Genomic DNA, 25,306 nt, shown 5'->3' on the forward strand with positions numbered 1-25,306 from the left:
CCGGGTCGGATGAGGGGTGCGCAGCGCTTGCTGCAAACGCTGGCGCTTCAATCATGCAGGACAGGCTGAACGAACACACCATGCCCGACCCCATCCTCGCCGCCGCCTCGATCGACAAATCCTTCCTCACCCACAAGGTGCTCGATAACGTCGGCATCGAGCTCTACCCCGGCGAGGTCCACGCGCTGCTCGGCGAGAACGGCGCGGGCAAATCCACCCTCATCAAGATCCTGACCGGCGCCTACACCCACGATTCCGGCACCATCACGCTGGACGGCCAACCCATCCACCCGCGCGACACCCGTCACGCACAGGAATTGGGCATCGGCACGGTCTATCAGGAGGTCAATCTCCTCCCCAACATGACGGTTGCCGAAAACCTCTATATCGGCCGCCAGCCCATGCGCCTCGGCTTTGTCGACACCCGCAGGATGGAGCGCGACGCCCGCGACCTCCTCGCCCGCTACGACCTTGCGATCGACGTGGGTGCCCAGCTCGACACCTATTCGGTTGCAATCCAGCAGATCGTCGCCATCGCGCGGGCCGTGGACATTTCCGGCAAGGTGCTGATCCTCGACGAACCCACCGCAAGCCTCGACAGCCACGAGGTGGAAATCCTCTTTTCCATCATCGGTCAGCTTAAATCGCGTGGGATGGCCATCGTCTTCATCACCCACTTCCTCGATCAGGTCTATGAAATCGCAGACCGCGTCACCGTGCTGCGCAACGGCAAGCGCGTCGGGTCACGCCTGATCGCCGGCCTCACCCGCATGGACCTCGTCACGATGATGCTCGGCGAAGCCCTCAAGCAAGAAGACGCGATGCGCATCGGCACCGCTCGGAAGCCGGGCGAGCTCTACGCCTCGTTCCGCAACTATTCCCTCGTCGGCAAGGCCTCCCCCTTCGACCTCGACCTCCACAAGGGCGAGATCGTCGGCGTGGCGGGCCTCCTGGGCTCCGGCCGCACCGAGATGGCCCGGCTCCTGTTCGGCATCGACAAGCCCGACAGGGGCGACTTGACTGTCGCCGGCAAACCGGCCCGCCTCAACGAGCCCCGCGACGCCATCGCGCTCGATTTCGCCTTCGCCCCGGAAGACCGCAAGGTCGACGGCATCGTGGGCGACCTCACGGTGCGCGAAAACATCATGCTCGCGCTCCAGGCCCATCGCGGCTGGATGCGCCCCATGAGCGGCGCCGAGCAGGCCGAACTCGCCGACCGCTTCATCAAGGCCCTCGACATCCGCTGCACCGGCCCCGAACAGCCGGTCAAATTCCTCTCGGGCGGCAACCAGCAGAAGGTGGTCCTTGCCCGCTGGCTCGCCACCAATCCGAAACTCCTGATCCTCGACGAACCCACGCGCGGCATCGACGTGGGCGCCCATGCCGAGATCATCCGCATGATCAACCGCCTCTGCGACGAAGGCATGAGCCTGTTCGTCATCTCGTCCGAGCTCGAGGAAATCACCGCCTATTCCTCCCGCGTCCTCGTCTTGCGCGATCGCGCCATCGCGGGCGAGCTCAGGGGCGAAGCCATCAACACCACCGCCATCATGGAAATGATCGCCAGCGAGCCGGAGGCCGCCCGATGACCCGCTCGCTCATCAAACCCCAATTCATCGCCCTCGCCGCGATCCTTCTCATCAACTGGCTGCTATTCCCCGGCTTCTTCAACCTCTTCATCCGCGATGGCCGCGTCTACGGCTCGCTGATCGACGTCCTCAATCGCGGCGCCCCGGTCGCCATCCTCGCCATCGGCATGACGGCGGTGATCGCCACGCGCGGCGTCGATCTTTCGGTCGGCGCGGTGATGGCGATTTCCGGCGCCGTCGCCGCCACCATGGTGCAGGGAGACGGCAACGCGCTGATCCTTGTCGTCCTCGCCGCGCTCGCCGTCGGGCTGCTCTGCGGCCTCTGGAATGGCGTCCTCGTTTCGGTCCTCGATCTCCAACCGATCATCGCCACGCTGATCCTGATGGTCGCCGGGCGCGGCATCGCCCAGACCATCACCGAAGGTTTCATCGTCACCTTCAACGATCCGGGACTGATCTTCCTCGGCTCGGGCTCCATCCTGGGTCTGCCAACGCCGATCATCATCATGCTGGCGCTCGCGATAATCACCACCATGGTCATGCGCCTGACCGCGCTGGGCCTGTTCATAGAATCGGTCGGCGTCAACCGCTCGGCCTCCTCCTATGCCGGCCTGCGCGCCCGTTCCTTGCTGATCGGCGTCTATGCCTTCGCCGGCTTTTGCGCCGCCATCTCGGGCATCATCGCCGCCGCCGACATCCGTGGCGCCGACGCCAACAATGTCGGCCTGTGGCTCGAACTCGATGCCATCCTCGCCGTGGTCATCGGCGGCACATCGCTGATGGGTGGACGGTTCTCCATTCCCATGTCGGTGGTCGGCGCGCTGATCATCCAGGCGATGAACACCGGCATCCTCGTTTCCGGCTTCCCGCCCGAATTCAACCTGCTGGTCAAGGCGGCGCTGATCATCGTCATCCTCATCGTCCAATCGCCCCTCGCGAGCCGCATCTGGCACTTCGCCGCCCGCCGCCGAGCGCCGCGCCCCGAGGTCAAACCGTCCGAGGCCAGCCCAAGATGAACCCGCGCTACTGGCCGCTCGTCGCCACCGTCACCATCTTCGTCCTCGCCTATGCGCTGGCGGTCATGCAGTTCCCGGCGCTGTTCTCCACCCGCGTTTTGGGCAACCTTTTGACCGACAACGCCTTCCTCGGCGTGGCCGCCGTAGGCATGACCTTCGTCATCCTCTCGGGCGGCATCGATCTTTCGGTGGGCTCGGTCATCGCCTTTTCCTCGGTGCTGATCGCCGTGTTGGTCACCCAGTTCGGAATTCACCCCCTGCCGGCCTTTGCGATCACGCTCACCGTCACCACCCTGTTTGGCGCCACCATGGGCGCGATGATCCATTATCTCGAAGTCCCGCCCTTCATCGTCACTCTAGCTGGCATGTTCCTGGCCCGTGGCGCCACGTTCCTGCTCACCCAGGATTCCATCTCGGTCGATCACGGCTTCTACGATTGGGTCCGCCAGTTCTATTACGTCATGCCCGGCGGCGGGCGCCTCACCTTCAATGGCGGGCTGATGCTGGTGGTGTTCGCCATCGGCACCATCGTCTGCCACCGCACCCGCTTCGGCTCCTACGTCTATGCGCTGGGCGGCAATCCCCAGTCCGCCGCCCTGCTCGGCGTCCCCGTGGCCCGCACCACCATCGGCATCTATGCGGTTTCGAGCTTTCTTGCCGGCGTCTCGGGCGTCGTCTATTCGCTCTACACCTCCTCGGGCTATCCGCTGGCGGCAGTCGGTGTCGAACTCGACACCATCGCAGCCGTGGTCATCGGTGGCACGCTGCTCTCGGGTGGCTTCGGTTTCATGCTGGGGTCGCTGGTGGGTGTCTTCATCCAGGGGATGATCCAGACCTACATCGTCTTCGACGGCACGCTGTCGAGCTGGTGGACCAAGATCGTCATCGGCGGCCTGCTCTTCGGCTTCATCGTCATGCAACGGGTCATCATCGCGGCATCCAAACGCCGCTGGCGGCGGCGAGGTCCCGCCGCCGCCTGAAGATCGGCGCCATTCAAGCGCTGTTGAGGTGCAGGATATTGCCGTCGGGGTCCTTGAACCACACCATGCGGAAATTGTCCGCCTTGTGGATGCCGTCCTCGTAATCGGCGCCCATCTCGGGATAGTGCTCGAAGGTGACGCCCTTGGCGCGCAGATCGGCCACGATCGCCTCGATATCGTTGCCGCAATCCCAGACCACGGCATTGGCCTTGTTGGTCCCGGCAAAATCGGATGGATAGACAAGCAGATATGTCGAACCGGTCTTATAGACCAGCACCCCGCCCATCCCGTCCTCCTCGAGTTCGAGCCCCAGCGTGTCGCTGTAGAACCTCCTCGCCCGCTCGATATCGCTGACCGCGACTATGGCCGAGGAGATCTTGTCCTTGAGTACACTCATGATGGTTCTCCTTGTGATTACGACACAAGGACGCGCGGTGCGCCCGGGTTCCGACAGCCCGCGCAAAAAAGAGGCGGGAGAAACTCCCGCCCCTCGGATTCATTTGCTGGCGTTCACCGCGCGGCGGTAACCTGTTCGGTGGTCAAAATCCCGAACTCATTGCCCCAGGCGTTGCGGATATAGGTCCCGATCTGGGCGATATCCTCGTCGCTGAGCTGGTTGCCGAATGCAGGCATGTAGCCGAAGCCATGAACGATGGTGTTGGCGACGAAATCGGCATCGGCCAATTCGCCATTGCCCGCCAGAACGGCGCCCGCGCCGCCCTGTCCGCCCGCGCCATGGCAGGCGGCGCAATTGGCCGCGAATTTGGGAGAGCCCAGATTGGCCACCTCCTGCACGTCGGACTCCTCGGTGATCGCGCCGGTCTGCTCGGCGCCATCGTCCTCTGCCGCGCCTTCATTGCCGGTGTTGGGGTCCTCCCATTCCTGCAAATTCTCGCCGCCGCCGGCGGCGGCACCTGCATTGTCACCCGAGGCGATCCCGAGCGAGCCGCCCTCTTCGCCATAGGTGAAGATCAGGATCGAGCCGGGATTGTGCAGCACGGAGGTGTTGAGCCCGTCGCCGAACTTCTGGGCCGCCGAACCGAAGGCGTCGGTCGCGATGAACACCGTGCCGCCATCGGGCGAAACGATCACGTCGCGATACCGGTTCTGGGTCGAAAGCCAGGCTTCGGGCAGCCCGTCGGCGTCCTGCCCATCCTCGGTGAGATGCTGCACATAGAGCGTGCCGTGCTTGAGCGTCGGGATCAGCAGCGAATTGTCCCATTCGGGAATGCCGCCTTCGCCCGCCTCGTAATAGAGCACCGAGGAGGGCGCGATGGTGGGATCGCAGATATAGCCGCAAATCTGGCCGAACTCATATCCATCCTCGACGGTGAAATAGGTCGCGATCGGATCGATCATCTCGCCTTCGAAATCGCTTTCGGCGAATTGCGGCACGTCGTCGGGCAGCGGATCGGTGTTGGTGTCCACGCCCTCGGGCGCTTCGCTCCAGTTGATATAGGTGTAAGCCTGGTCGTCGATGAGGCCGGCCACATTGGGCCAGCCGTAATTGCCGCCCGGTTGGATGATGTTGAACTCGTCGTCCGAAGCCGGTCCGTGTTCGACCTCATAGAGCGTGCCGTCCGGCCCGAAGCCGATACCCTGCGGGTTGCGGTGCCCATAGCTCAGGATGTGGCTCGTAACGCCCTCGATCTCGGGATTGTCCTCGGGGATCGAACCGTCCAATTCCATGCGCAGGATCTTGCCCGAATAGGTGTGCCAGTCCTGAGCCTCCACCTCCTCGGCGGTCGGCAGCACCTGCGCCATGTTGGGCCGGCGCAGATTGCGCCCGAAATTGGCGCCCTGCTCGCCGATCGAATAATAGAGCTTCATATCCGGCCCGATCACCACGCGCCCGGCATTGTGATCGTTCCAGGCCGGCAGGCCTTCGATCACCACCTGCGGGTCGACCAGTTGCTGGAGATTGTTGTCCCAGGTGTACCGCACGATCTGCGCCGAGGGATCGGGCTCTTCGGCCGTGCCGTTGTTGATCGTATAGGAGAGATAGACGTAGTCGTTGCCCGTATCCTGAAGCAGTTCGGGATGCAGCGCGAGGCCGAGCAGTCCTTCATGCTGGGGGCCGGTATAGACGTCTTCGAGCGTCAGCAGCACCTGCTGGGCGCCGGTCGAAGGATCGACACGGGTCACTTCCCCGCTCGTGCGCTCGGTCACCCAGATCATGTCGTCGGGGGCCCAGCGCATCGCCCAAGGGTTGGAGAGCGCCGTGGTCAGCACGCGCGAGGAGAACAGATCGTTCTGGCCCTGGGGGATTTCGACCGGGGTCTCCTGCGCCATCGTCAGGCTTGTTGAAAGCATGAGAGCCGCCGCAACGGCGCCTCCGGCGATAATGCGCGCAAGCGAAATGGTGCCCGCGCCTGATGCATGCCGCGTTGCCATGAGCAATCTCCTATCTGAAAATGAATGCAGTCGTGAGGAAGCGGCCACCGCCAAGGCGGTGGCAACCAGCCCAACGCTGTTCTTATCCCCAAGGTTCCCTCGGTCGGGAAAAAAGCGGATCAGACCCCGCAGGAAGCTCTCACCGGCTCGATTGCGGCCTCGATTCCCTCCATCAGAAAGCTGACGGTTACCGAGCGCTGGGCCTGCGGCGTCGCGCGCACATAGAGCCTTTCGGTTTGCAGCAATTGCTCGATCACCGTCCGCGCGTCGGATTCTTCGTAAAACCCCAGCGCCGTGCGGTCGGGGCTCAATTCGAGCGACTGGCTGCGCGGCGGCTGGCGATCGTATTGCAGGGTGATCGTCCCGCTCTGGGATGTGGGCGTGCCCATGAACTGGCCGGCAAAGGCAAATTGCACCGCAGGCACGCCATCCTGGCAAAGGATGGTCAGCCGGGCCGGCGCGCGACCGCGCGGCAGCGCCGGAATGAGCTGTTCGGACTGGATCGCGGCGAAGGGCAACTCGGTCCCCTCGATCTGGGAAACCTCCACCCCGCTGGCCCACATGCCCTGCGCCGGCATCTCCGTCTCCGGATCGCCGCCGGTGAACTGGTCGGAGCGGAACAGCGAGTCATAGCATTGAAGCCGCTCGGTGGCCGGCCCGATGGCCGCGCAGCGCTCGGGCGAGGGTTGGGCCATGGCCGGCATTGCCGCCGACAGCGCCCCCACCAATGCCAGCACCACCGCCACGCGTTTTTCCGCCATGCACCCACTCTCCCACATTTTTGTCGTTGCCGCCAATGTGGTGGGCTGGCCCGCGTAAGTCCATACGGTTTCACGATGTTGTTTGGCGCGAGGGTATCCCGAACCATTTGGTCAACGCTTCGGCAAGCCCATCGTCTCCGCCCTCGCCCACCCAGGCCACATGCCCATCGGGCCGGATCAGCGCCGCGCTTGGCGCGGGAACAGGTCCGATGACCGGCAGCTCCCATGCCCCCTCGTACCGGGCCTCCACCAGTCGAACCGGCTCGCCGACATCGAAAGCGCCCGGCTCCCCGAGATTGAGCAGCACCGGCCGCCCATCATGGAGCAAGCCATAGACCCGCAGCGGCCCATCCTGCCCCGTCAGCTCCAGATCGGGCATCCGCCGCCCGACCAATGGATGGCTACCACCCAGATCGTAATGGACATCGAGCCCCGATATCATCCCGGCGAAGCGCTTGCGCGGCTCGTCCATGCCCAGCAGTTCGGCCATGGTTTCGCGCAGGGCCCGTGTGCGCTCCTCGGCCCGCCGCAGCAGCGCGACCTGCGCCATGGTGTTGCGCAGCACGCGGGCCGCCACCGGGTGGCGTTCGTCATGATAGGTATCGAGCAGATCGGCCGGAGCACTCCCATTGACCACCCGTGCCAGCTTCCACCCCAGGTTCACCGCATCCTGCACCCCGATGTTAAGCCCCTGCCCGCCGGCCGGATAGTGGATATGGGCCGCGTCGCCCGCCAGCAGCACCCGCCCCTTGCGATAGGCCACCGCCTGCCGCGTCATATCGGTGAACCTCGAAATCGAAACCGGGCTGTGGATGCCGTAATCGGTGCTATAGACAGCAATCAGCGCCGCGCTCAGATCGGCCAGCGTCGGTTCGCCCGTTCGGCCCAGTTCCTGCTCGGTCACCATCACCCGCACCGGCTGGCCCTCGCCCATCCTGCTCAGCCCGTGTATTCCCATCGCGTCGTGGCGCGCGCCCCATTGAGGCTCTTCGGCCACCTCGACCTCGGCGATCAGATGGCTGATCGTGGGGTCCCATCCCACGAACTCGATCCCCGCTGCCTTGCGCACGACGCTTCGCCCACCGTCGCACCCTACCAGATAGGCCGCCCGCAGCGTCCCGCCATCGCCAAGGTTCACAGCAACCCCCGCTTCGTCTTCGACGAACCCGGTCACCTCCGCCTCGCGATAATACCTCACCGCCAGTTCCTCGACCCAGCCGGCGAGAATGCGCTCGATATGGTTTTGCCACAGCGCCAGTCCGTAATTGTGCCGGGTGGGGAAATCGCTGATATCGAGCGGTATCCAGGCAAATCCGGCGACCTGCGCCACCTGCCCCGCATCGAGGAACCGATCTGCGATGCCGCGCTGATCGAAGATCTCGATGGTGCGCGAATGCAACCCGCCTGCCCGCGACCCCACCAGTTCCTGGCCCGCGCGTCGCTCGACGATCGCCACGTCGACGCCCGCCAGCGCCAACTCGCCCGCCAGCATCAACCCGGTCGGCCCGCCGCCGGCGATCACCACCTCATGTTCGCTCATCCCCACTTCCTCGGCCGTCCGTTTCAGGACGCCCGAATCTAGCGAGAAAACCCTGCTCGCCAATTCTTGAACTGAATTCTTTTGCCCCCAGATATGTCATGGCCCCTGGCGGCCCTCCGGCTCCTCTCCCGTTCTCTCTAATTTAACGAAGTTACTCCAGTTTGCCGCACGGGGGAGGCTCGCTGGGTTCGGCGGGCCGTTCTTGAGACACCAACGCTCGAGGAGATCAGTCGAACTCTAATTATCGTCCGGAGCCGGCACACGGCCCTTTAGTAGAGTTTGACTATGCTCAAGATCGTCACCGGCAGCATCGGCCGCCGCATGTCGTTTTTGCTCGTAATGTTTGTCGTCGGCTTCGTCGCGCTCGCGAGCTTCCAGCTTTCCACTACCCATTCCAATCTGATCGAGCTCAAAAAGCAGGAAATCCAGAGCGTCGTCCAGGCGAGCGTTTCCATGCTCGACAGCTTCAACGCGCGCGTCGAGGCAGGCGAAATGACGCTCGAAGAGGCGCAGACGCAGGCCAAGGCCGCGCTCACCGCCGTCAGCTATTCGGGCGACGACTACGTCTTTGCCATCACCCATGACTACATCATGGTGGTCAACCAGAACCCCGACGTTGTCGACACCTATATGCGCGACCGCACGGACTCGCGCGGCAAGCGCTTCATCGAGGAATACACCGATGGCGCCCGCCTCGATGGCTCGATCTTCACCACCTTCGGCTACGACGCCAACGCCTCGCTGGGCGAGGTGGACAAGCTCTCCTATGTCGAAAACTACGCCCCCTGGGGCTGGGCCATCGGGACCGGGGTCCTCCAAACCGATATCGACGCCATCTACCAGAACAATCTGATCACCAGCGGCGGCATCGCCCTTGCGATCATCGCCTTCCTTTCGATCGCCGGCTGGATGCTGTCGCGCAGTCTCACAAAGCCCATCAACACGCTCAACGCCCAGATGGTCCAGATTGCCGATGGCGATTTCGACGTCGAAATCGGCGGCACCGACCGCGCCGACGAGTTGGGCACCATGGCCCGCTCCGTCGAAGTGTTCCGCGACAACGGCAAGAAGGTCACCGAGATGACCGAGGCCGAAGCCGCCCGCATCATCCACGATCAGCAAGCCCGCACCGAAATGATGGCCGAGCTTCAGGAGGCTTTCGGCGACGTTGTCGATGCCGCCATCGCCGGCGATTTCTCCAAGCGCGTCCCGGCCAAATTCCCCGACGCCGAACTCAATGCGCTGGCCGGCTCGGTCAATACGCTGGTCGGAACCGTCCACGAAGGTCTCGACGAAACCAGCCAGGTGCTCGGCGCCCTCGCCAATACCGACCTCACTCGCCGCATGGAAGGCCAATACCAGGGCGCGTTCGCAACGCTCAAATCCGACATCAACTCGGTCGGCGACAAGCTTGCCGAGATCGTCGGCCAGCTTCGCGAAACCTCGAATGCCCTCAAACTCGCCACCGGCGAAATCCTCTCGGGCGCCAACGACCTCTCGGAACGCACCATCAAGCAGGCCGCGACCATCGAGGAAACCTCAGCCGCGATGGAACAGCTCGCCACCACCGTGGTCGACAATGCCAAAAAGGCCGGCGCTGCCAGCGAAAAGGCCGGCAGCGTCTCGCGTTCGGCCGAAGAGGGCGGCCAGGTCATGGCCAATGCCAACGTCGCCATGGAGCGCATCACCACCTCGTCGGCCAAGATTTCCAACATCATCGGCATGATCGACGACATCGCCTTCCAGACCAATCTTTTGGCGCTGAACGCCTCGGTCGAAGCGGCTCGCGCCGGGGAAGCCGGCAAGGGCTTCGCCGTGGTCGCCGTGGAAGTGCGCCGCCTCGCCCAGTCCTCGGCGGAGGCCTCGAGCGAAGTCAAGGCGCTGATCGACCAGAGCGCCGTCGAGGTCAATGCCGGCACCAGGCTCGTCGCCGAAGCCGCCGGCAAGCTCACCGCCATGCTGGATTCGATCCGCGCCACGAGCGAACTGATGGACGGCATCGCCGGCGACAGCCGCGAACAGGCCTCGGCCATCGAGCAGGTCAACGTCGCCGTCCGCCAGATGGACGAGATGACCCAGCACAACGCGGCGTTGGTCGAGGAAATCAACGCCTCGATCGAGCAAACCGAGCGTCAGGCAACCGAGCTCGACCGCGTGGTGGACGTGTTCACCCTCGCCGACACCCGCCAGTCCGCCGAGGCCCGTGCCCCGGGCATCAAGGGGCTGCAACAAAAGGTCCGCGCCGCTGCCAAGACCTATCTCAGCCACGGCAACGCGGCCATCAAGGACGATTGGTCCGAATTCTGATCGAACCTGCAAAAAAGGGCGCCCATCGGCGCCCTTTTTCAGGTCAACGTGAAGCGACGCGTCCAACCCCTCCCGCACCGCCAGCAGCGTTGCGGATCATCCCCCCAATCACCCCAACAACATTTCCAGAATATCGTCATGGATACCCCGCCAGTCTTCCTCGCTCAGGGGGTGGAAATCGAACCCCCGTAGCAGGAACGCCCCCTCGCAGGCCAGCAGCGCCAGCCGTGTCTTCCTGCCCCGTGGCGTCGATGTGTCCAACTCACTCAGCAGCTTGGCGTAATATTCCGAGGCTCCCGCACGATATCGCGGCGAGCGCATGAAATTGACGATCAGCGCGATGCTGCGCTCGGTCATGAGGGTATCGGCATCCCGGCTACCTTCGATGTGCCCCCGAATTCGGCTCTCCGGCGTATCGCCCGACCTTGCGATCACGTCCTCGGCGATCCGGTCCACCGCCGCGAAGACGCGGTTAAACATGGCGTCGATCAGTGCGTCCTTGGTGGGGAAGGCATAAAGCACCCCGCCCTTGGAAACTCCCGCCTCGGCAGCCACGGCGTCGATGGTCAGCTGAGCCGCCCCCTCCCGCTCCACCACGCGCTCGGCCGCGTCCAGCAATGCATCCCGGTCGATAGTTTGCCGTCTGCCCATTTCACCCCTTTTCAATCCGTCTAGACGGATTTATATATCGCCTTCTCATACAACGCAAATTGAGAAACTCATGTCTGCCCCCAACAATCGGTGGCTCGTGCTGGTTGCCGTGATGCTGGCCTTCACGCCCGTGGTCATCGATATGACCATCCTGCACATCGCGATCCCCTCGCTCACCCTGGCGCTGGGCGCGACGGGCACGGAAATCCTCTGGATCATCGACATCTATCCGCTGATGATGGCGGGCCTGCTCGTGCCCATGGGCACGCTGGCCGACCGGATCGGCCACCGCCGCATGCTGCTCACCGGCCTCGTGGTGTTCCTTTTCGCCTCGGTTGCCGCCGCTTTCGCGCCATCGGCCGCCGCGCTGATCGGCGCGCGGGTGTTCCTCGCCGTGGGTGCTTCGATGATCATGCCCAACATCCTGGCCATCATCCGCCAAACCTTCGAGGACGAAAAGGAACTCGGCATCGCGCTGGGCCTCTGGGGCACCATCGGCGCCGCCGGCGCGGCCATCGGTCCCCTGGCAGGCGGGTTTCTGCTCGAGCATTTCTGGTGGGGTTCGGTGTTCCTCATCAACGTGCCCGTCATGCTGATCGTCTGGCCGCTGGCCTATTTCACCGTGCCGCGCCGCGCGCCTCAGGGGCGGGGCAAATGGAGCATTGGCCAGGCCCTTGTGTTGATCGCTGGCCTCATTGCCACGGTCTATGCCATGAAGTCGGGCTTCAAGCCCGCCAGCGACCCGCTGGTTACGGGCGCCAGCCTTGTCGCCGGCCTTGCCTTGCTCGCCTGGTTCGTCCGCCAGCAGATGCGCGCGCCCGAACCCATGCTGGACCTGTCCCTGTTCGCCATGCCGGCCGTTACCGTGGGCATCGCCATGGCGGTCGTCGTGTCCGGGGCGCTGGCCGGGGTCGAGTTGACCATCGCCCAGGAGCTCCAGTTCGTGGTCGGTCGCTCGCCGCTCGAAGCGGGCCTGTTCATGATGCCGCTGGTCATCGCCTCGGCCCTCGGCGGCCCCATTGCCGGCTACATCACCGCCGTTATCGGGCTCCGGTCCGTCGCCGCGCTCTCCCTGCTGGTCGCAGCCGCCAGCCTTGCGGGGCTGGGGTTGAGCGATTTTCACAACGCCGGCTGGGAGGTGATCATCTTTATGGTGACGCTTGGCTTCTCGCTCAGCGTGGGGCTCACCGCCTCGTCCATCGCTATCATGAGCAGCGCGCCTGCCGCAAAGGCCGGGTCAGCAGGGGCGCTGGAAGGCACGGGCTATGAATTGGGCGCCGGTCTGGGCATCTCGATTTTCGGCGTGCTGCTATCCTCGGTCTATGCCAGCGCCATCAGCATTCCGGGGGCTTTGGCCGACCGTGTGGAGGCCGGCGCCGCCAACTCGATAGGCGAAACCATGATCGCCGCCGAACGGCTCGGCGCCGACGGCGCGGCTCTGGCCGAAGCGGGCCGCACCGCCTTTACCGACGCCCATGCCATCGTGCTGCTCGTCGCCGCGACGGCCATTGCGCTGCTTTCGGTGGCGGTGTTCTTCGCCCTGCGCGGTTATCGCGCCGCAAACACCTCGGCTGCCGCTCACTGAGCGGCGGCGCCTTGGCAAGGACACGCCCGCCACCTAAATGTTACGAACACGTCCCGCCAAAGAGGAGCCCGCCATGCCCAATCACCCCGCCTATGACCTCATCGCCGAAGAACAGGTCCCCGAGGTCAGCGCGCTGGCGCGCCATTACCGGCACAAAAGGACCGGGGCGGAAGTGCTCTCGCTCATCAATGACGACGAGAACAAGGTATTCGGTGTCTCCTTTGCCACGCCTCCCGAGGATTCCACCGGCCTGCCGCACATTCTCGAACATTCCGTTTTGTGCGGATCGGAAAAATTCCCGGTCAAGAAGCCTTTCGTGGAAATGCTCAAGGGCTCGCTCCACACCTTTTTGAACGCCATGACCTTCCCGGATAAAACCGTCTATCCGGTGGCCAGCCAGAACCTTGCCGATTTCTACAACCTCACCGAAGTCTATCTCGACGCCGTTTTCTTTCCCCTTCTCAGCCGCGAGACGTTCGAGCAGGAAGGCTGGCATTACGAGGTCGAAAACCCCGCCGAGCCGATGATCTTCAAGGGCGTGGTTTTCAACGAAATGAAGGGCGCCATGAGCTCCCCCGATCAGGTCAACCACGCCTACGCGCTCCAGTCGCTGTTCCCCGATACTGTCTATTCCAATTATTCGGGTGGCGATCCGCGCGTGATGTCCGATCTCACCTATGAGCAGTTCAAGGCCTTTCACACGCGTTATTATCATCCGTCCAATGCCCAGATCATTTTCTATGGCGACGACGATCCGGCAAAGCGCCTCGACCTTCTCGATCAGGTCCTCTCACGCTTCGAGCGCGGCGAAAAGGCGCCGGCCATCGCGCCCCAGCCGAAGTTCGCCGAGCCGCGCCGCGTTGAAAAAACCTATCCTTCCGATACCGAAAATCCGCGCTCGACCTTCGTCACCCTCAACTGGATGCTCGAGGCGACCGACGATATCGAGGAGCAGCTAGCGCGCACCGTCATGCGCCGCGCCCTTGTCGGCAATTCTGCCGCCCCCTTGCACAAGGCCCTGACCGAATCTGGGCTGGGCGAAGCGGTGATTTCCACCGCCCTCGAAATCGCCCAGCCGGCGCTCAATTTCGGCCTGCGCAATGCCAATGCCGGTGATGCGGACAAGATCGAGACGCTTATACTCAATACCCTCGCCCGGCTCGCCGAGCACGGTATCGACGATGCCACCATCGAAGCGACCTTGAACTCCCTCGAATTCGAGCTGCGCGAGCGAAACACCGGCGGCTATCCGCGCGGCATCGCCTATTTCTTCGGCGCGCTCGGCAATTGGCTCTATGGTCGCGATCCCATCGACGGCCTGCGGTTCGAGCAGGCCCTCGAAGCGCTCAAATCCCGCATCGCTTCGGGTGAAAAAGTCATCGAAGCGATGATCCGCACCCATCTGCTCGACAACACCCACCGCACCACGCTCGTCCTGCGTCCCGACCCCGAACAGGCCGAACGCGAAGAGACCGCCGAGCGGGCTCGCCTCGATGCCGTCCGCGCCGCCATGAACGACAATGAATTGGCCGCCGCCGTCGACACGACCAAAAAGCTAAAGGCGCTCCAGAACGCTCCCGACAAGCCTGAAAATCTTGCGCGCATTCCCACCCTCACGGTCGCCGACCTGCCGCGTGAAGGGGCGACAATCCCCACCGAGGAACTGGCCGTCGAAGGCGTGCGCACGCTCTTTCACGACCTCGCCACCAATGGCATCGTCTATTTCGATCTCGGCTTCGATCTGAAGACGCTGCCGCGCGATCTGCTCCCCTATCTCCCGATCTTCTCGCGGGCTTTAAAGCAGACCGGCACCAGCACTGAGGATTTCGTCGCCCTCACCCAGCGCATCGGGCGCTCGACGGGGGGCGTCGCGGTTTCGCGCATCACCTCTCCCATTCTCGGTAGCGATGAAGCCGCCGCCTATCTTCTGGTGCGCGGCAAAGCGGTGACCGAAAAGACCGGCGAGATGCTGGCCATCGTCAACGACATATTGACCGATGCCCGGCTCGATAATCGCGACCGCATCCGCCAGATCGTCGCCGAAGACAAGGCGCGCTCGGAAGCCTCGCTCGTTCCGGCCGGCCATCAATACGTCTTCGCCCGCCTGCGCTCGACGCTTCACGAAGCCGACTGGCTGGGCGAGCAAACCGGCGGCATCACCCAGATCCTGTTCCTGCGCGACCTCGCCGAGCGCATCGAAACCGACTGGCCTTCGGTCCTTTCGGCCCTCGAAGACATTCGCAGCCATTTGATCAACGCCAACGCCGCCATCGTCAACGTCACGACCGACGGTTCGGCCTGGCCTGCCTTCGCCGCCGAACTCGAAGCCTTCCTCAAAGGCCTGCCACGCCGGGACTTCGCCCGCGCCGACTGGTCGCCCCTGCCCCATCCCTCCAATGAGGGACTGACCATTCCCGCGCAGGTCAACTATGTCGCCAAGGGCGTCAACCTCAAGGCGCTGGGACACGAACCTTCGGGGGCGCTGTCGGTGGTCACCAAGTTCCTCGGCACCTCCTACCTCTGGGACAAAGTGCGCGTGGAAGGGGGTGCGTATGGCGGTTTCGCCAACTTCAATCCCCTTTCGGATACCTACGCGTTCGGCTCGTATCGCGACCCCAATCTGGTGGCGACGCTCGACGTTTATGACGCCGCGCCGGCGTTTTTGCGCAAAGGTGTCAGTAAAGCCGATATAGAGCGGTCGATCATCGGCACAATCGGCGATCTGGACCCGTATATGCTGCCAGATGCCAAGGGATTTACTGCGCTGGTCCGCACCCTCACGGGGGTCACCGACGCCTATCGCCAGACCCGCAGAAATCAGGTTTTGTCGGCCTCGGAGGCCGATTTTTCGAGGGCTGCGGACCTGCTCGACGAGGTGGCGCGCAATGGGCATGTAGTGGCTATGGGATCGGAGAAATCTATCACCGCCGCCAACCGCGAGCGCAATGGATTCATGAGTGTTTCCAAGGTGTTGTAGCGGCGATCCATCGCACGCCATAGGGCTCCAGTTCAATCTCGAGGCGGCCGGCCTCGAGGTTGAACACCCCTTCGCCCAGAACCACTTCGGGATGGCCGTAGCGGGCGGTATCGATAGGGAAGTCAACGGCTTGCGGTTTTCCCGAGAGGTTGTGCAGCATCAAAATCCCGCTCTGCGCCGCCCCATAACGATGGGCCAATACCGCGTCATTTCCGGTCTCGATAAACTCGCACCGTTCAGTGCCAAGTTCGTGGTATTGAATGCGGAGTTGAGCCAAGTGTTTAATGTGGTTGAGCAAAGATTTTGAATCGCCCTGCTGATCGGCCACATTCACCTTCTTGTACCCATAGGCATCATCGGGAATTGTCCTGAAGGCGAGCTTGCTCACGGCGGCCGACGAGAACCCGCCATTCTTTCTCCCGCTCCACTGCATCGCCGTCCGCACCGCCTCGCGCTCGGGCAGGTCGAGGTCTTCTCCCATGCCGATCTCGTCGCCATAGGGGATGATCGGGCTGCCGGGCATTGAGAACAAAAGGGAATAGGCCATTTTGAGCCGATCCCGATTGCCCTTGAACATGGGCGCCAGCCGCCGCCTGATGCCGCGACCGTAAATCCGCATGGTCTTTTGGGGCGCGAATTTTTCCAGCACATCATCCATCTCCCCCTCTTCGAGCCGTTCGAGATCGGCCTCGTCGAGATTGCGCAGGAAATTGGCCCATTGTCCGTTGGCCGGCGGGCGCGGGAGGGAGTTTATGGCGTGGTGCACGGGGGCTGCGTCCTCGCGCGCCAGGGCGAGCAGGAGATAATTGTCGAGGTAGAAATTGAACATCATGTTGAGCTGTTCGCCGTCGAAGAAGGACGCCAATTGTCCTGGATCTTCATCGACTTCGCCCATCAGCAGCACGTCGGGCTTGCGGCTGGTGGTGTGCTGATAGATGTGACGGAGGGTGGCGTGGGTGACGTCGATCTCTTTGTCGGGATGCAGGGGCCGTTCGATCAGGTGGGAGGCGGCGTCGATCCGGAAGCCGGAAATCCCGAAGCTGCACCAGAAGTCGATGATCCGCTCTATCTCGTTGCGAACCGCGGGGTTTTCGTGGTTGAGGCCGGGCTGAAAATCGTAGAACCGGTGGTGATAATAGGCGCCTGCGAGCTCGTCATAGGTCCAGACGCCGGTCTCGGCCCCCGGAAACATCGGCCCCCGGCCCGGCGGGGTGGCGGGCGGGTGATCTGACCAGATGTAGTAATCGCGGAACGGGGACTGCCTGTCGTGCCGCGCCGAGCGGAACCAGGGATGCTCGATCGAGGTGTGCTGCACCACCAGATCGGTGATGATTCTTATCCCCTGCTCTCCAGCCGCGCGTATAAAGGCGATGAAATCGTCGAAACTGCCATAACGCGGGTCGACCGCGAAATAATCGGTGACGTCGTAGCCATTGTCGCGGTTGGTGGACGGATAGAATGGAAGGAGCCAAAGGCAGGTGACGCCGAGATCGGCGAGATAGGGCAGCTTGCTCGCAAGCCCCGGAAAATCGCCGACCCCATCGCCATTGCCATCGCAAAACCGCTCGACATCCACCGCGTAGAAGACCGCGTTCTTCCACCAATCATCCATGACCATCCTCACCTCGTTCATCGGTTCGGAACGATGGAGGTTGGGCTTGGTTCCTTGGGGCTACTAAGCCGGCGTCACGCGCCAGACGACATGACCCACGTCGTCGGCGACCAGCAGGGCGCCGTCGCTGGCGATGGTCACCCCGACCGGACGGCCATTGGAGAACTTTTCGTCATCCGAGAGAAAGCCGGTCAGAAGATCGACCGGCTCGCCCAGCGGACGGCCTTGCGCGAAGGGAACGAGGAGCACCTTGTAGCCCGAGAGTTTCGAGCGGTTCCAGGACCCGTGCTGGCCGATGACCATGCCGGCAGGCAGGCCGGGCAGGGATTTTCCATCGTGCCAGCAAAGGCCCAGCGACGCGGTGTGGCCGCCCAGCGCGTAATCGGGAGTGACGGTCTTTGCGATCAGATCGGGCTTTTGGGGCTGGACGCGATCATCGACGATATCGCCCCAATAGACATAGGGCCAACCGTAAAAGCCACCATCGCGAACCGAGGTCAGATAGTCGGGCGGGGTTTCGTCGCCCAACCCGTCACGCTCGTTGACCACGGTCCAGAGCATGCCCCCTTCGGGCTCCCATGCCATGCCGACCGGATTGCGCAGGCCGCTGGCAAATACCCGGTTTTCTTCGGTTTCGATATCGATTTCGACGATCATGGCCCGGCCTTCCTCGGCCTCGAACCCCTCATCGGCGATGTTGGAAAGCGACCCGATGGCGACGTAGAGCTTCTTGCCATCGGCGCTGGCGATGAGGTTGCGCGTCCAGTGGCCGCCGTCCTTCATTGTGAAGATGGTCCGGCCCGGCGCCGAAATCCGGGTCTGGCCCTCCTCATAGGGAAACGCCATGACGCTATCGGAATTGCCGACATAGAGGGTCGAACCGACCAGCGCCATGCCGAAGGGCTGGTGCAGGCCGGAGAGGAAAATTTCCCGCACTTCGGGCACGCCGTCCCCATCTTTGTCGCGCAGCAGGGTAATCCGATTGGCGCTGGGATAAGTGGCCCCGGCGCGCTTCATTGTGCGGTTGGTGGCGAAATCCATGAAGCTGCGGACATCGCGCGCGATGGTGGCCGATTCCGCGACCAGAACGTCGCCATTGGGCAGCACGTAGATCCAGCGCGGATGCTCGAGGTTTTCGGCGAAGGGCGCGACCTTGAGGCCGGAAGCGACGCCGGGCTTTTCCCCATTCTGCCAGCCGCGCGCCGTCGGCATCTTGAGCATGGGAATGGCCCCTTGCGGTTTTGGCGCCGGGATGGCTGGCGAGGTTCCGAACCTCGGCGTCTGGGGTTTGACCCGCGTGTTCCACCAGAGCAGGCCCGCGCCCACCACGATGATGGCCAGCACGATAAGCGCCAGCAGTGCAATTACCCAAGACGACATGAAATCCTCCGCGCCCGCTTCAACGATAGAGCATTTCCGCTTTATCCGAGTCGCGGGGAATGCTCTTGTCCCGACTTCTTCTTATTGCTCGATCATGGACCAACGGCAACCGGACACAACCGTACCGGGCGTTACGGTTTGTGTTTACATCGGCGTGCCGGAGGCGTAGAGATAGGGGTGACAAGGATGACTGCCCCCGATGGCATGAAGCATCCATTGGCCAAATGACCGGCCGGAACCGTAAATCACCTTCGCACCGATAGGTTACCTCATGCCTGCATATCGTTCGAGAACCACCACTCACGGCCGCAACATGGCTGGCGCGCGCGGGCTTTGGCGCGCGACGGGCATGAAGGATGGCGATTTCGGCAAGCCGATCATCGCCGTGGTCAACTCCTTCACCCAGTTCGTGCCGGGTCACGTGCATTTGAAGGATCTGGGGCAGATGGTGGCGCGCGAGATCGAGCGCGCGGGCGGAGTCGCCAAGGAATTCAACACCATCGCCGTCGATGACGGCATCGCCATGGGCCATGACGGGATGCTCTATTCGCTGCCCAGCCGCGAGGTCATCGCCGACAGCGTGGAATATATGGTCAACGCGCACTGCGCCGACGCCATGGTCTGCATTTCGAACTGCGACAAGATCACGCCGGGCATGCTCAACGCCGCCATGCGGCTCAACATTCCCGTGGTCTTCGTTTCGGGCGGGCCGATGGAAGCGGGCAAGGTGGTCCACCGCGACAAGCTGCAGGCGCTCGACCTCGTGGACGCCATGGTGGTCGCTGCCGACGACAGCTACACGGACGAAGAAGTTCAGGCCATCGAGGAAGCCGCCTGCCCCACCTGCGGGTCGTGCTCGGGCATGTTCACGGCCAATTCGATGAACTGCCTGACCGAAGCGCTGGGCCTGTCATTGCCCGGCAACGGCTCGACCCTGGCCACCCATGCGGACCGCAAGCGGCTGTTCCTTGAAGCCGGGCATCTGATCGTCGATCTGGCCCGCCGTTATTACGAACAGGACGACGAAAGCGTCCTGCCGCGTTCGATCGTCACCAAGGAAGCGTTCGAGAACGCCATGGCGCTCGATATCGCCATGGGCGGTTCGACCAATACCGTGCTGCACATCCTGGCCGCCGCCTATGAAGGCGATGTCGATTTCACGATGGACGATATCGACCAGCTCAGCCGCAAGGTTCCGGTGCTGTGCAAGGTCGCTCCGGCCAAGCAGGACGTGCACATGGAAGACGTCCACAGGGCCGGCGGCATCATGAGCATTCTCGGCCAGCTCGACCGCGCCAATCTGCTGCATCGCGAATTGCCGACCGTCCATTCGGCGACCATCGGCGATGCGCTGGATCGGTGGGACATTTCGCGCACCAATTCGGAAAGCGTGCGCCAGTTCTTCATGGCCGCCCCCGGCGGCGTGCGGACCACGCAGGCTTTCTCCACCGAGAACCGCTGGACCGAACTGGACCTCGACCGCAAGGACGGCGTGATCCGTTCGGCCGAACACGCCTTTTCCAAGGATGGCGGGCTGGCGGTGCTCAAGGGCAATATCGCGCTGGACGGATGCGTTGTGAAGACGGCGGGCGTCGATGAATCGATCCTCAAATTCACCGGCAAGGCCGTGGTCTATGAGAGCCAGGACGACGCGGTTTCGGGCATCCTGACCGGTAAGGTCAAGGAAGGCGACGTGGTGGTGATCCGCTATGAAGGGCCCAAGGGCGGGCCGGGCATGCAGGAAATGCTGTACCCCACCAGCTATCTGAAATCGAAGGGGCTGGGCAAAGCCTGCGCGCTGTTGACCGACGGGCGGTTTTCGGGCGGCACCTCGGGGCTTTCGATCGGCCACGTTTCGCCCGAAGCGGCCAATGGCGGGGCGATCGGGCTGGTCGAAGCCGGCGACAGCATCGAGATCGACATTCCCAACCGCACCATCAACTTGCTTGTCTCGGACGCCGAGATGGCGCGCCGCCGCGCTGCCATGGACGCCAAGGGCGAAGCAGGCTGGAAGCCTGTCGAGCCGCGCAAGCGCAAGGTGACGACCGCGCTCAAGGCCTATGCCGCTTTCGCGTCGAGCGCCGACCGCGGCGCCGTTCGCATCCTGCCCGAATAACCCTGCCTTTTCCGCCGCTCCGTTGGAGCGGCGGCTTCTGTTTTTTAGAAAGTCGGAATATGTCCAGTCCGGCCTCCGGGCATCAGGATCGTCGTCTGTTCGCCATCGGACTGGTGCTCATCACCTACGTCTTCTTTACGATCTGCGACACCTGCGCCAAGTGGATGGCGGTTTCGGGCATGCCGCCCCAGCAGGTGGCGTTCGGGCGCTATGCGCTGCAATTTGCCTTCATGGCGGGATTGCTACTTCCCCGGCACGGGCTGGCCAGCTTCAAGACGCGCCGACCGGTTTTGCAGGTGCTACGCGGGATGGGGCTGCTGGGGATGACGGCGTTCAATTTCTTCGCCGTGCTTTATCTGCCGCTGACCCTCACCTCCTCGATCATGTTCGGCATGCCGCTGCTGATCACTGCGCTTTCGGTGCCGATGCTGGGCGAGCAGGTGGGCTGGCGGCGCTGGCTGGCCATCGTCATCGGGTTCGTGGGCATCCTGATCGTCGTGCAGCCCTGGGACGCGGATTTCCACTGGGCGGTGTTCTTCTCGCTGGCCAGCATCATTTCGGCGGCGTTCTATTTCATTCTCACGCGTATGCTGACGGCGACCGAGACGACCAACAGTCTCCAGCTTTATGCCGGACTGGTCGGAACCGTCTGCCTGTTGCCGTTCGCCGTGATGGCCTGGACATGGCCGGAGGGGCCCTGGGCGTGGATCATTTTCCTGGGCGTGGGCACCACGGCGATGATCGGGCACTGGATTTCGATCATCGCGCATCGCTACGCGCCCGCTTCGGTTCTGGCGCCGTTCGCCTATAGCCAGATCATCTGGATGACGCTTTCGAGCTGGCTGATCTTCGCCCAGCCGCCCACCGCGTGGCTGTTCGTGGGCGGGCCGATCGTCATCGGGTCGGGGCTTTATATCTGGCTGCGCGAGCGGGCCCTGGCCAAGCCTTCGGTGAGCCCGACCTCGGCGACGGAAGCCGAGCAACGGACGAATGTGGTGCCGGCAAAATAGCAAATATGGGTGGCGGGGCCTTGGCGAAGCAAAATCTCTTCGCTATAAGGTCGCTCCTTCTCTCGAACCCTGGAGGCGTTGCATTGCTGCTTTTTATCACGCCCTCCACGGGCAGCGCACTGGATTTCCCGCGTTAGGAATCCCCGCGCCCGCCGGCATCTCCGCATCGGCGATATCGGCCTTTTTTCCCATATTCTGATCCGGACAACGGACGCCTGAGGCCGTTGCCGCCTTTGCATAAGGACCAGTGCGCCCGAACGCCTGGCATTCGCAATGACTTCGAGAAAAAAGATCTCGCGGAGCAACGTGTTCCGCTCGGTTTTCGTCTTCGTGTGGCGCTATTGGCGCCGGCAACCCCTTCGGCTGGCGGGGATCAGCGTGCTGATCGTGGCGGCAACGCTGGCCGACGTGCTGACGCCGTACTACGCCGGACAGATCGTCGATGCGGTCGCCAGCGGCTCGACCGGGGACGAGGCGTCGCTGGCCTCGGCGTTGACGGCCTTCGGCATGCTGCTCGCGCTGGGGCTGGGCGCGCTGATCCTGCGGTTCTTCTTTTTCCGCGGCATCATCACCTTCACGCTTTCGATGATGAAGGAAATCGTGGGGGAATCTTTTTTCCGGGTGCAGCGGTTTTCGACCGACTGGCACGCCAACACCTTCGCGGGCTCGACGGTGCGCAAGATGACGCGCGGGATGTGGGCGGTCGATATCTTCAACGATACGATCCTGATGGCGATGCTGCCCTCGGTGGTGATGCTGGTGGGGACGACAGCGCTTCTGGCCGCGTTCTGGCCGCTGATGGGGCTGGTGATCGGGCTGGGTTCGCTCGCCTATATCGTGCTCACGGCGGTGCTGACGGTGACCTATGTCGCGCCCGCCGCTTCGCTCTCCAATAGCTGGGATACGCGCACGGGCGGTGCGTTGGCCGATGCTGTGAGCTGCAACGCCGTGGTCAAGGCGTTCGGGGCGGAGGCGCGGGAGGAAACCCGGCTCGACTGGGTGGTCAACAAATGGCGGGCGCGCACCAGCCGGACGTGGAATCGCGGCAATATCAACGGCACTGTGCAGGTGGCGACGCTGCTCGTGCTGCGCGCGGCGATCCTCGGGGTGGGATTGCTGCTCTGGCAGCAGGGGGCGGCGAGCGCGGGCGATATCGCGTTCGTTCTGACCTCGTTCTTCGTGTTGCAGGCTTATCTGCAGGACGTGGGGATGCACATCCGCAACCTGCAGCGCTCGGTCAACGACATGGAAGAGCTGGTCGAGATGGATGCGCAGGCCTATGGCATCGCCGACAAGCCGGGGGCTTCGCCCATCCGGATCGGCGATGGGGCGGTTGCCTTCGACAACGTCACCTTCCGCTATGGCGGGCACACCAGGCCGCTGTACGAAAACTTCTCGGTCGATATTCGTTCGGGCGAGAAGATCGGGCTGGTGGGGCATTCGGGATCGGGCAAGACGACCTTCGTCAAGCTCATCCAGCGCCTGCATGACATCAACAACGGGAAGATCCTGATCGACGGGCAGGATATCGCCGAGCATGAGCAGATGAGCCTGCGGGGCCAGATCGCCATCGTGCAGCAGGAGCCGATCCTGTTTCACCGCACGCTGGCCGACAACATCGCCTATGCGCGGCCCGGTGCGACCCGGGCGGAGGTGATCGAGGCGGCCAAGATGGCGAACGCCCACGACTTCATCGTGACCCTGCCCAGGGGCTATGAGACGCTGGTGGGCGAGCGGGGCGTCAAGCTCTCGGGGGGTGAGCGTCAGCGCGTGGCGATTGCACGGGCGTTCCTTGCCGACAACCCGATCCTGATCCTGGACGAAGCGACGTCGAGCCTGGATTCGGAAAGCGAGCTTCTGATCCAGCAGGCGATCGAGCGGCTGATGACGGGGCGGACGACCCTGGTCATCGCGCACCGGCTGTCGACGGTGCGGGCGCTGGACCGCATCCTGGTCTTCGACAAGGGCCGAATCGTCGAGGAAGGCGATCACAACGCCCTGATCCGGCGCGAGGGCGGGATCTACCGGCGGCTGTTCGAAAAGCAGGCGCTGGAATTGACCAAGGGGCTGGTGGCTTAGGGCTGGAACCGCTCGGCCTCTTCATCGGGGCCGAGCGGTCCGCCTGCGCCGACCGAGGTGAGATAGGCGTCGATATTGGCGGCGATCCGGTCGGAGGCGGCGGCGAAGCCGGAGCCGGCCGGGCCGGCGGCGATGGCCATTTCCACGGCATAGCCCGCGCCCCGGTCGCAGGCGACGCCGCTCAGGGAATTCTGTTCCTGATCGAGCGCGAAACTGCGGCACAGACCCCCATCGATGGGATAGGACCCCAGAACCATCAGATCGCCCTCCGGAAGGGTGGTCGCGGCGCCCGCCGGGGCCGTGGCGATGGCTAGCGCCACCGAACCGAGCCCCCCATAGGGGCCGGCGGTTTCTCCCGATTGGCCCAGCAGATAACCACCGCCCGCTCCAATGGCCAGCAAGAGGCAGGCGGCGAGCGGCAGGGCGGCACGAACCCAGCGGCGGGCCGGAAAGGGGATGACGGTCGCGGGGGCGCTTTGTTCTTTCACTGCATCGACAAGACCGGACGGCGCGGGAGCGGCGAGGATATCGGCGAAGGCGGAGCGGGCGGCATCGGCGCTTGAGATAAACATCCGGGCGCGTTCGGCCAGCGCCGGGTCGGCGGCGATGGCCGCGGCCACCCCTCGTCCGGTTTCGGGGTCGAGTTCTCCATCGACATAGGCCATCAGCATTTCATCGGTCACTTCTGTCGGTTTCATCTTGTTGTTCCCGCCGTTCTGCCGGTTGCGGCATTGGGTTGAGCCAGACCTTCGGCCAATCTGATCCGGGCCCGCGCCAGACGGCTCATGACGGTGCCCACGGGCACATCGAGGACTTCGGCCGTATCGCGATAGCTCAGCCCTTCGACGCAGACGAGCGTGAGCACGCTGCGCTGTTCCTCGGGCATGGCCGCCATCAAATCCCAGGTGCGCGAGAGTTCGGAACGGTCTTCGACCAGCCTCCTGCCGTCCTCGCCCGGCCTGTCGTTTTCCGGGTCGGTGACGTCCTCGAGAACCTCACGCCGTCGCTTGCGATAGGTATCGACCCAGAGATTGTGCAGGATACGCATCATCCAGGCGTCGAACCGCGTATCGGGCGTATAGCTGTCGCGGGCGCGCAATGCACGCTCGCACGCGGCCTGCACCATGTCGTCGGCGTCGGTCGAGACACGCGTCAGCGACAGCGCGAAGGCCCGCAGCCGGGGCAGGATTGCAATGATCTGATCGCCGATATCGGCCGGCACTTATGCCTCCCGCCTTCACTACGTCGCCATGCAAACGTGCCAGAGCCACGTTTATTCCCCGGCGTGTTCACTTTTCTCAAATTGGGA

At 63.5% G+C, this 25,306-nt stretch carries 18 protein-coding genes; 9 read left to right on the forward strand and 9 right to left on the reverse strand.

What is annotated here, in order from left to right; translation table 11 throughout:
* Nucleotides 1–53: 53 nt before the first annotated feature.
* Genes V4T21_RS12150 through yjfF form a run of 3 tightly spaced genes read left to right on the forward strand, consistent with a single transcriptional unit; the run spans nucleotide 54 to nucleotide 3,585 of the window.
* Nucleotides 54–1,589 (forward strand): sugar ABC transporter ATP-binding protein, encoded by a 1,536-nt coding sequence (locus tag V4T21_RS12150; protein ID WP_332717046.1) that lies wholly within the window; start codon nucleotides 54–56, stop codon nucleotides 1,587–1,589.
* On the forward strand, nucleotides 1,586–2,605 hold the full coding sequence (locus V4T21_RS12155) for an ABC transporter permease (RefSeq protein ID WP_332717049.1): 1,020 nt from the start codon (nucleotides 1,586–1,588) through the stop codon (nucleotides 2,603–2,605). Before V4T21_RS12150 ends, V4T21_RS12155 begins: the two co-directional genes overlap by 4 nt.
* Nucleotides 2,602–3,585: a galactofuranose ABC transporter, permease protein YjfF gene (gene yjfF / locus V4T21_RS12160; RefSeq protein WP_332717051.1), complete on the forward strand. Its 984-nt coding sequence runs from the start codon at nucleotides 2,602–2,604 to the stop codon at nucleotides 3,583–3,585. The genes V4T21_RS12155 and yjfF overlap by 4 nt, the downstream gene beginning before the upstream one ends.
* A 13-nt stretch (nucleotides 3,586–3,598) precedes the next feature.
* Here the strand turns inward: yjfF and V4T21_RS12165 are convergent, their stop codons facing one another.
* The 4 genes from V4T21_RS12165 to V4T21_RS12180 form a co-directional block, all read right to left on the reverse strand.
* On the reverse strand, nucleotides 3,599–3,982 hold the full coding sequence (locus V4T21_RS12165) for a VOC family protein (RefSeq protein WP_332717054.1): 384 nt from the start codon (nucleotides 3,980–3,982) through the stop codon (nucleotides 3,599–3,601).
* 113 nt (nucleotides 3,983–4,095) lie between these two features.
* Entirely contained in the window at nucleotides 4,096–5,979 is a 1,884-nt protein-coding gene (locus V4T21_RS12170; RefSeq protein WP_332717058.1) for a glucose/sorbosone family PQQ-dependent dehydrogenase, read from the reverse strand.
* Nucleotides 5,980–6,098: 119 nt separating this feature from the next.
* Nucleotides 6,099–6,740, reverse strand: coding sequence for a type VI secretion system-associated protein TagO (locus V4T21_RS12175; protein ID WP_332717060.1), 642 nt, complete (start codon nucleotides 6,738–6,740; stop codon nucleotides 6,099–6,101).
* 70 nt (nucleotides 6,741–6,810) lie between these two features.
* On the reverse strand, nucleotides 6,811–8,280 hold the full coding sequence (locus V4T21_RS12180) for an FAD-dependent monooxygenase (protein WP_332717063.1): 1,470 nt from the start codon (nucleotides 8,278–8,280) through the stop codon (nucleotides 6,811–6,813).
* Between the two features lie 285 nt (nucleotides 8,281–8,565).
* Between V4T21_RS12180 and V4T21_RS12185 the strand changes: the two genes are divergently transcribed.
* Nucleotides 8,566–10,587, forward strand: a complete 2,022-nt coding sequence (locus V4T21_RS12185) for a methyl-accepting chemotaxis protein (protein ID WP_332717066.1) — start codon at nucleotides 8,566–8,568, stop codon at nucleotides 10,585–10,587.
* 108 nt (nucleotides 10,588–10,695) lie between these two features.
* Here V4T21_RS12185 and V4T21_RS12190 read toward each other — a convergent pair whose 3' ends face one another.
* Nucleotides 10,696–11,238, reverse strand: a complete 543-nt coding sequence (locus V4T21_RS12190) for a TetR/AcrR family transcriptional regulator (protein WP_332717069.1) — start codon at nucleotides 11,236–11,238, stop codon at nucleotides 10,696–10,698.
* A gap of 70 nt (nucleotides 11,239–11,308) precedes the next feature.
* On the opposite strand from V4T21_RS12190, the gene V4T21_RS12195 reads away from it, so the two are divergent.
* Entirely contained in the window at nucleotides 11,309–12,823 is a 1,515-nt protein-coding gene (locus V4T21_RS12195) for an MFS transporter (RefSeq protein ID WP_332717071.1), read from the forward strand.
* Nucleotides 12,824–12,896: 73 nt separating this feature from the next.
* Nucleotides 12,897–15,800, forward strand: a complete 2,904-nt coding sequence (locus tag V4T21_RS12200; RefSeq protein WP_332717073.1) for an insulinase family protein — start codon at nucleotides 12,897–12,899, stop codon at nucleotides 15,798–15,800.
* Here the strand turns inward: V4T21_RS12200 and V4T21_RS12205 are convergent.
* Both V4T21_RS12205 and V4T21_RS12210 read right to left on the reverse strand, forming a co-directional pair.
* Entirely contained in the window at nucleotides 15,775–17,418 is a 1,644-nt protein-coding gene (locus V4T21_RS12205; RefSeq protein ID WP_332717075.1) for an alpha-amylase family protein, read from the reverse strand. The two genes, V4T21_RS12200 and V4T21_RS12205, sit on opposite strands and share 26 nt — an antisense overlap.
* Nucleotides 17,419–17,475: 57 nt before the next feature.
* Nucleotides 17,476–18,792 carry a PQQ-dependent sugar dehydrogenase gene (locus V4T21_RS12210; RefSeq protein ID WP_332717078.1) on the reverse strand — a complete coding sequence of 439 codons (1,317 nt, stop codon included), beginning with the start codon at nucleotides 18,790–18,792 and terminating at the stop codon, nucleotides 17,476–17,478.
* 271 nt (nucleotides 18,793–19,063) lie between these two features.
* Here V4T21_RS12210 and ilvD point away from each other — a divergent pair, with 271 nt between their 5' ends.
* The 3 genes from ilvD (at nucleotide 19,064) to V4T21_RS12225 (ending at nucleotide 23,997) form a co-directional block, all read left to right on the forward strand.
* On the forward strand, nucleotides 19,064–20,908 hold the full coding sequence (gene ilvD, locus V4T21_RS12215; protein ID WP_332717080.1) for a dihydroxy-acid dehydratase: 1,845 nt from the start codon (nucleotides 19,064–19,066) through the stop codon (nucleotides 20,906–20,908).
* A gap of 59 nt (nucleotides 20,909–20,967) precedes the next feature.
* The gene (locus tag V4T21_RS12220; RefSeq protein WP_332717082.1) at nucleotides 20,968–21,918 is read left to right on the forward strand and encodes a DMT family transporter; all 951 of its coding nucleotides are present in this window, start codon (nucleotides 20,968–20,970) and stop codon (nucleotides 21,916–21,918) included.
* 273 nt (nucleotides 21,919–22,191) lie between these two features.
* Nucleotides 22,192–23,997: an ABC transporter ATP-binding protein gene (locus tag V4T21_RS12225; RefSeq protein WP_332717085.1), complete on the forward strand. Its 1,806-nt coding sequence runs from the start codon at nucleotides 22,192–22,194 to the stop codon at nucleotides 23,995–23,997.
* On the opposite strand, the gene V4T21_RS12230 is transcribed toward V4T21_RS12225, so the two are convergent.
* Both V4T21_RS12230 and V4T21_RS12235 read right to left on the reverse strand, forming a co-directional pair.
* Nucleotides 23,994–24,695: an anti-sigma factor gene (locus V4T21_RS12230; protein WP_332717087.1), complete on the reverse strand. Its 702-nt coding sequence runs from the start codon at nucleotides 24,693–24,695 to the stop codon at nucleotides 23,994–23,996. The two genes, V4T21_RS12225 and V4T21_RS12230, sit on opposite strands and share 4 nt — an antisense overlap.
* The gene (locus tag V4T21_RS12235; protein ID WP_332717090.1) at nucleotides 24,692–25,219 is read right to left on the reverse strand and encodes an RNA polymerase sigma factor; all 528 of its coding nucleotides are present in this window, start codon (nucleotides 25,217–25,219) and stop codon (nucleotides 24,692–24,694) included. Before V4T21_RS12235 ends, V4T21_RS12230 begins: the two co-directional genes overlap by 4 nt.
* Nucleotides 25,220–25,306: the final 87 nt, after the last annotated feature.

Origin of the sequence: Pelagibacterium mangrovi, from assembly GCF_036662815.1 — a bacterium.
GTDB lineage: Bacteria > Pseudomonadota > Alphaproteobacteria > Rhizobiales > Devosiaceae > Pelagibacterium > Pelagibacterium mangrovi.